A 7,111-nucleotide genomic window follows, 5' to 3' on the forward strand; every position below is an offset into this window, starting at 1 on the left:
CGCCGCTCCGGTCCGGGCGTGCCGCGCCGCCGCGGCACGCCGCATTCCGCGCGCCCGGTGGCGTCACGCCGGCCGGGCGCGGGGCGGGGGCGCCGGCCGCCCCGCCCGCGTCAGAGCAGCGGGCGCCAGGGGGCGGGAATGATGCCGTAGCCATCCCCCTCCCGCCGGATGAAGCCGAGGCCGGGGAAGTCCATGTGCATCCCGGCGCAGAGCAGGCGATCCGCCGCCGCCATGTCCAGCACCCGCCGCCGGGTCGCCACCGCGCCGGCCGGGTCGACATCGAAGGCGATGCCCCAGCCCGGGTGGCGGGTCTGCAGCGCCGGGACATGCACCATGTCGCCGAAGACCAGCAGCTGGTCGGCGCCGGAGGCGACGCGGTACAGCGTGTGCCCCGGCGTATGGCCGAAGGCGTCGATCGAGGTGACGCCGGCGACCGGCGATGCGCCGCCGGGCAGCCGGCGGAGGCGGCCCTGATAGGCGGCGGCGACCTGCCTTGCGTAGGCGAAGCCGCCGCGGGAGCCCTGCGGGACCCGGCCGATATTGCCCTCGTCCAGCCAGAAGGCGGCCTCGGCCTCCGGCACCACCAGCTCGGCCGTCGGGAACAGCGCCCGGCCGTCCCTGTCGCAGAGGCCGCCGGCATGGTCGCGGTGCAGATGGGTGAGCAGCACCAGGTCCACCATGCCGGGCTGCACGCCCATGGCGGCAAGGTTGGCCGGGAGCTGGCCCATGGTGGGGCCCAGCGCCTCGCCCGAGCCGGTGTCGATCAGCGCCAGGCGGCCGGCGGTGTTGACCAGGAAGGTGTTGACCGCGCAGGGCACCGGGCCGTCGGTGGGCAGCCGGGCCTCGGCCAGCAGGCGGCGGGATTCGGCCAGGTTGGCGTCGCCGAAGACCTGCGGCGGCAGGTTGATGATGCCGTCGCTGACGGCCGTGACCTCGATCTCGCCGATGCGGGTGCGGTAGAGGCTCGGCACCTGCCGGCCGGCGGGCGGGGCGGCGGCAAGGGAAGGGGCGGCGGCGAGCGTGGCGGCGCCGGCCAGGAATTGGCGGCGGGTGCTGGGCATGGGCTTGGGCCTCCCTGGTCCGGCATCGCCCTCGGCGGCCGGTTCGGCCCGGCACCGTAGCGGATCGCGCCGGGGAGGGAACCTCGGCCCCCCCGATCGGGCGGGGGCGCGGGGCGGCTCAGGACGGGGCCGTGCCGGGGGTGCCCATCGCCTTCTGCGGGCTCGCCTTGTCCAGCAGGTCGGGCACCAGGCGTTCCAGGAAGCCGGCGATGAAGCCGAGGATCAGCACGCCCTGCCAGGCCATCGCGTCGCGCGCCAGCGTCGCCTCGCCGAAGGCCATGCGCGGCACGATGCCGGCCCCGAAGGCCAGCAGCAGCAGCGCGCCGGAGGCGGCGCCGAGCAGCAGGCGCAGCAGCCCGTCCGACGCATTGCCGAGGATCTGCGTGTCGAGCGCCACCATGCGCGAGCGGATGGCGAGGACGATGGAGAAGGCGGCGCCGGCGAGGCCCGCTTCCGCCGCCATCCAGAGATCATTGGCGATGCCGTCCGGCGTCGGCCAGAGCCAGGCGGCCAGCTGCAGCAGCGCGAAGAGCAGGGCGAAGGAGGCGAGGGCGCAGGCGAGATACTGCAGCCGCCCGGCCACCTCCCGCTCCCGCAACGCATCCGTCCGCGCGCCCTCGATCACCTTGCGCGCGCCCACATCGTCCTGGTCGAGCGCCATCTGCAGGGCCATGGCCGTCTTGCAGTCATAGATGCGGCGGCGCTGCGGCCGCCAGCCGACCAGCAGCGCCGCCAGTTCCGACCGGGCCTCGCCGAGCGCCAGGATGCGCTTCCGCTGGTCGCGCTCCACCTCCGGGTCGTCGGCGAATTCCACGAAGACGTCGCCGGCATGGTAGACGGCGTATTCGCCCGTGCGCAGCGCATAGATATGCGTCACCTGGGCGCCGCGGCTGTCCGTGCCGCCTTCGCGGATATCCGCGACGCGCAGGGGGGCGCGGGGGCCGAGGTTGCTGGTGCTCGCGCCGTCGGGCATGGCGATGCTCCTGCGGGGTCGGCGCAGGCTATCGCGGCGGGTCGCCCCCAGGCGAGACCGTTCGGATGGCGCGCCGTTCCGGATGTGCGCCCGGGCACAGGCGGTCGGGCGCCCCGCCGCCTACCCCCGCGCCGCCAGCACCACCCCGCCCAGCGTCAGCACCAGCGCCGCCGCGTGCCGCAGCCCCAGCGGCTCTCCCAGCAGCAGCCCACTGGAGAACACCCCGATCACCGGCACCAGCAGGCTGCCGATCGCCGCCGTGCCGGCCGGCAGCACCCGCAGCGCCCGGAACCAGGCCAGGTAGGCGGCGCATTGCGCCACCACCGCCACATACAGAAGGCACCCCCAGCCGACCCAGGTCACCCGCCCGAAATCGAGGCTCTCGAACCCCAGCGCGATCACCCAGACCGGCAGCGTGCCGATGGCGATCTGCCAGGCCACCAGCGGCACCGGCGGAAGCGCCACCGGCCAGCGCTTGGTGAAGACCGCGCCGCCGGCGAACATCAGCGCCGTCGCCAGGATCGCCGCCGCCCCCGGCAGCTTGGCCCGCAGCGTCTCCCACCCGCCGCCGGCCAGCGCCCCCGCCAGCAGCAGCGTGACGCCAGACAGCCCCAGCGCCAGCCCGGCCAGCCGCCGCCAGCCCGGCTTCTCCCCCAGCACCGGCCAGGCCAGCACCGTCGCCCAGACCGGCATGGTGTAGGCGATGATCGCCGCCTCCGCCGCGTCCAGCCAGAACAGCGACAGCGGCGCCACCACGCTCCAGGAACTGACGTTCAGCACCGCCGAGGCGACCAGCCGCCCCGCCTGGTCCCGCCGCGGCAGCAGCCGGTCCCGCTGCGACGCCGCGACCGCCGCCAGCAGCGACACGGCGCCGAGCGCCGCGAAGACCCGGAAGGCATAGGGCGGCCAGTCCCGCATCAGCAGCTTCATCACCGGCCAGTTCAGCCCCCAGGCGCAGGCGGTGATGCCGAGGAAGCCGAAGCCGCGCAGCGCCGGCCGCGCCGTGCCCTCCGCCGCCGCGCTCACGCCAGCAGGGCGCCGATGCGCTCCACCGCCGCGGGCGGCAGCGGGCCGCGCCCGGCGGCGGCGATCGCCTCCTCCAGCTGCCCGAGGCTGGCCGTGCCGATCAGCGCGCAGCCCATGCCGGGCGCGAAGATGGCGTAGCGCAGCGCCAGCTCGGCCAGCGACCCGGCGACGCCTTCCGCCACCAGCGGCGCCAGGCGGTTCGCCGCCGCCACATCGGCCGCGAAGGAGGGGCCGGAGGCGATGGGCGGCACGTCCTGCATCGCCACCGGATGCCGCGCGGCGGAGCCCGTCAGCGCGCCGGCCGCCAGGATGCGGATGCCGATCAGGCCGACGCCCTGGGCCGCCGCGACCTGGCCCAGCCCCGCGAAATCCTGGGCCGCGACGCCGGCCTGCGCCGGCGCCAGCCAGGACGGGTTCAGCGCGTTGAAGGGGATCTGCGCCGTGTCGAAGGCGCCGCTCTCCAGCACCGCCCGCAGCGCCGGGACGGTGCCGAGCGCGGTGATGCCGAGGAAGCGGCATTTCCCCTGGTCCCGCAGCCGCCGCAGGGCCGGCACCGCCTGGTCCAGCACCTGCGCCGCCGTCAGCCCCTCCGCCGTGCCGATCTCGTCATGCAGCTGGAACAGGTCGACGCTGTCGCGGCCGAGCCGCTGCAGGCTCGCCTCCAGGGAGGCCGCCAGCGCCCCGGCGATGTCGCCCCGCGCCTCCGCCGGCACCCGCGCCTTGGTGCCGAGGACGGGGCTGGCCCCGAGCGCCTTCAGCGCCCGGCCGAGGTTCCGCTCGGACTCGCCGTTGCCGTAGAGCGCGGCGGTGTCCACATAGGTGATGCCGGCCTCGAAGGCCCGGGCGAGGGAGCGTTCCTGCTCCGCCGGGCTGCCGCGCACCAGCAGCCCGCCCACCGCCCCGGCCCCATAGCCCAGCGCCGAGACCCTGAGCCCCGTCCGCCCCAGCACCCGTTCCTGCATCGCCATCTCCTCCCGGCCTGCGCCGGCGGCCTGCCGGACGCCTGACGCCGCCGCCCGCCGCGCCGGGCCTGGAACCGGCGGGCGAGCGGCCCTATCGGCGATCCTCGCGCGGCCTGCCGGGCCGGTCCACCGCACCGAGGCATGATGATCCGCCTGACCGAACTCCGCCTGCCGCTGCACCATGAGGAGGGGGCGCTGCGCCCCGCCATCCTGCGGCGCCTCGGCCTCGACGATCGCGACCTGGAAGCGGTGCGGGTGTTCCGCCGCGGCTACGATGCCCGCAACCCGCGCGCCATCATGCTGGTCTACACGCTGGACCTGGCGGTGCGGGACGAAGCCGGGGTGCTGCGCCGCCATGCGGGCGACCCGCGGGTCGGCCCGGCGCCCGACACGCGCTACCAGTTCGTTGGCCGGGCGCCGGAGGGCGCGCCCCGGCCCATCGTCATCGGCACCGGCCCCTGCGGCCTGCTGGCGGCGCTGGTGCTGGCGCAGATGGGCTTCCGTCCCATCATCCTCGAACGCGGGACGGTGGTGCGGGAACGCACCAAGGACACCTGGGGCCTCTGGCGCCGCGGCGTCCTGCAACCCGAGAGCAATGTGCAGTTCGGCGAGGGCGGCGCCGGCACCTTCTCCGACGGGAAGCTCTATTCCGGCATCAAGGATCCGCGCTTCCTCGGCCGCAAGGTGCTGGAGGAGTTCGTGCGCGCCGGCGCGCCGGAGGAGATCCTCTATGTCTCGAAGCCGCATATCGGCACCTTCCGCCTGGTGACGATGGTCGAGAGCATCCGGGCGCAGATCGAGGCGCTGGGCGGCGAGTACCGCTTCGGCACCAAGGTGGTGGACCTGCTGGTCGAGCCGGATGCCGCGGGGCAGCGCCATGTCCGCGGCGTGGCGCTGGCGGGCGGCGAGGTGCTGCGCGCCGACCAGGTCGTCCTCGCTATCGGCCACAGCGCGCGCGACACCTTCGGGATGCTGCGTGACCGCGGCGTGTTCCTGGAGCCGAAGCCATTCAGCATCGGCGTGCGGATCGAGCATCCGCAGGGGATGATCGACCGCGTCCGCTTCGGACCGAATGCCGGCAACAAGCTTCTGGGCGCGGCCGACTACAAGCTGGTGCACCATTGCGGGAACGGCCGCAGCGTCTACAGCTTCTGCATGTGCCCGGGCGGCCGCGTGGTCGCCGCCACCTCCGAGCCCGGGCGCGTGGTGACCAACGGCATGAGCCAGTACAGCCGCGCCGAGTTCAACGCCAATGCCGGCATCGTCGTCGGCATCTCGCCGAGCGACTATCCGGACCATGCGCTGGCCGGGGTGGAGTTCCAGCGGACATGGGAAAGCCTGGCCTTCGAGGCCGGCGGCGGCGACTACCGCGCGCCGGGGCAGCTGGTCGGGGATTTCCTGGCGGGGCGCGCCAGCACCGCTTTGGGCGAGGTGGAGCCCAGCTACAAGCCGGGCGTGACGCCGACCGACCTGGCGCGCTGCCTGCCGGACTTCGCGGTGACGGCGATGCGGGAGGCGCTGCTGGCCTTCGACGCGCAGATCCCCGGCTTCGCCCGTGCCGACGCGGTGATGACCGGCGTCGAGACCCGCACCAGCAGCCCCATCCGCATCCGCCGCGGCCTTGACCTGCAGAGCGTGAACACCGCCGGCCTGTTCCCGGCCGGGGAAGGCGCGGGCTATGCCGGCGGCATCCTCTCGGCCGGGGTGGACGGGATCCGGGTGGCGGAGGCGCTGGCCTATGCCGCGACGGGGCGGGAGGTGCCGCGGGACCTCAGCCGCGGGACGGAGACGGCGATGACCTATGGGTGAGGGGGATCGAGGAGGGCGCTGCCCTCCTCGAGCTCCGCCCGCCAAGGGCCGAAGGGCCCTTGGAACCCTTGAGTCACCCCCGCTGGGGGTCCTCACCCCAAGGATAAACCCAAACGGGGGGCCGGGGGTCGGTTCGATCCCCGGCGGGGAGGGCCTGGGAGGGGCAGCGCCCCTCCCAGACACCCGTAGCCACAAGGAGCCGCCCCATGCCGCGCTTGGACCTGCTGACGCCCGCGGAAATGGCCCGCGCCGATGCCCTGGCCATCGCCGCCGGCATTCCCGGCATCCAACTGATGGACGCCGCCGGCCGCGCGGTGGCGCGCGCCGCCCTGCGCCGCTTCAAGCCGGTGCGCACGCTGGTCCTCGCCGGCCCGGGCAACAATGGCGGCGACGGCTATGTCGCCGCCCGCCTGCTGGAACGCGCCGGCTGGCCAGTGGCGGTCGCCGCCCTGGCCCCGCCGCGCCCGGGCAGCGATGCCGCGCTGGCCGCCGCATCCTGGCGCGGTCCCATGGTCCCCTTCGCGCCGCCGGAGGCGGCGCGCGCCGGCCTCGTCATCGACGCGGTCCTCGGCGCCGGCCTGGCGCGCGAGGTGGACGGCCTGGTCGCCGACACACTGCGCGCCGCCACGGCGCCGGTGCTGGCGGTAGATGTCCCTTCCGGCCTCGACGGCACCACCGGCCAGGTGCGCGGCTTCGCGCCGCAGGCGGCGCTGACCGTCACCTTCTTCCGCCTGAAGCCCGGCCACCTGCTGCTGCCCGGCCGCGATCTCTGCGGCGAGACGGTGCTGGCCGATATCGGCCTGCCCGATGCCGTGCTGACCGGCATCGCGCCGCAAGCCATCCGCAACGCCCCCGGCCCCTGGCGCCCGCCCGCGCTCGATGCCGCGTCGCACAAATACAGCCGCGGCCACCTGACCATCCTGGGCGGCGCGGCGATGACGGGTGCCGCCCGCCTGGCGGCCGGGGCGGCGCACCGCGTCGGGGCCGGCCTCGTCACCATCCTGGCGCCCGATGCCGCCTCCGCCGCGCTCTACCGCGCCGGCGATCCTGGCACGATCGTCGCGGAGGAGGGGCTGGAGGCGCTGCTGGCCGATGACCGCCGCCGCGCTTGGCTGCTCGGCCCCGGCCTGCCCGCCGATGCAGCCACGCGCGCCATGCTGCGCCGCGTCGTCGCGGCGGGCCGGCAGGTGGTGGCGGATGCCGGCGCGCTGACCGCCTGCGCCGGCGCGCCGGAGGCGCTGCGCGGCGCCGCCGTGCTCACCCCGCATGCCGGCGAATAT

6 protein-coding genes are annotated in these 7,111 nt (G+C 75.4%); 2 read left to right on the forward strand and 4 right to left on the reverse strand.

All coding sequences use genetic code 11. The annotated features are described in order from the left end of the window. Positions 1-110 precede the first annotated feature (110 nt). From E2C05_RS26445 to E2C05_RS26460, 4 genes are all read right to left on the reverse strand, one after another. Positions 111-1,061: an MBL fold metallo-hydrolase gene (locus E2C05_RS26445; RefSeq protein WP_133222648.1), complete on the reverse strand. Its 951-nt coding sequence runs from the start codon at positions 1,059-1,061 to the stop codon at positions 111-113. Positions 1,062-1,179: 118 nt separating this feature from the next. Beyond that, positions 1,180-2,034, reverse strand: a complete 855-nt coding sequence (locus E2C05_RS26450) for a hypothetical protein (protein WP_133222649.1) — start codon at positions 2,032-2,034, stop codon at positions 1,180-1,182. A 120-nt stretch (positions 2,035-2,154) separates the two neighbouring features. After that, entirely contained in the window at positions 2,155-3,060 is a 906-nt protein-coding gene (locus E2C05_RS26455; RefSeq protein WP_205083092.1) for a DMT family transporter, read from the reverse strand. Next, the gene (locus tag E2C05_RS26460) at positions 3,057-4,022 is read right to left on the reverse strand and encodes an aldo/keto reductase (protein WP_158292379.1); all 966 of its coding nucleotides are present in this window, start codon (positions 4,020-4,022) and stop codon (positions 3,057-3,059) included. Before E2C05_RS26460 ends, E2C05_RS26455 begins: the two co-directional genes overlap by 4 nt. Before the next feature lie 144 nt (positions 4,023-4,166). Between E2C05_RS26460 and E2C05_RS26465 the strand changes: the two genes are divergently transcribed. Both E2C05_RS26465 and E2C05_RS26470 read left to right on the forward strand, forming a co-directional pair. Beyond that, complete coding sequence (locus E2C05_RS26465) at positions 4,167-5,831, forward strand: NAD(P)/FAD-dependent oxidoreductase (protein WP_133222651.1); 1,665 nt, start codon at positions 4,167-4,169, stop codon at positions 5,829-5,831. A 206-nt stretch (positions 5,832-6,037) separates the two neighbouring features. Beyond that, positions 6,038-7,111, forward strand: a 1,074-nt coding sequence (locus tag E2C05_RS26470; protein ID WP_133222652.1) for an NAD(P)H-hydrate epimerase, incomplete at its 3' end; no start/stop codon positions are given.

The organism is Paracraurococcus ruber (genome assembly GCF_004353985.1).
GTDB classification, from domain to species: Bacteria; Pseudomonadota; Alphaproteobacteria; order Acetobacterales; family Acetobacteraceae; genus Paracraurococcus; species Paracraurococcus ruber.

Coding starts and splice junctions, on each gene's coding strand:
- E2C05_RS26460 (WP_158292379.1), bottom strand. CDS start 4,022: ATGCAGGAACGGGTGCTGGGGCGGACGGGGCTCAGGGTCTCGGCGCTG.
- E2C05_RS26445 (WP_133222648.1), bottom strand. CDS start 1,061: ATGCCCAGCACCCGCCGCCAATTCCTGGCCGGCGCCGCCACGCTCGCC.
- E2C05_RS26450 (WP_133222649.1), bottom strand. CDS start 2,034: ATGCCCGACGGCGCGAGCACCAGCAACCTCGGCCCCCGCGCCCCCCTG.
- E2C05_RS26465 (WP_133222651.1), top strand. CDS start 4,167: ATGATCCGCCTGACCGAACTCCGCCTGCCGCTGCACCATGAGGAGGGG.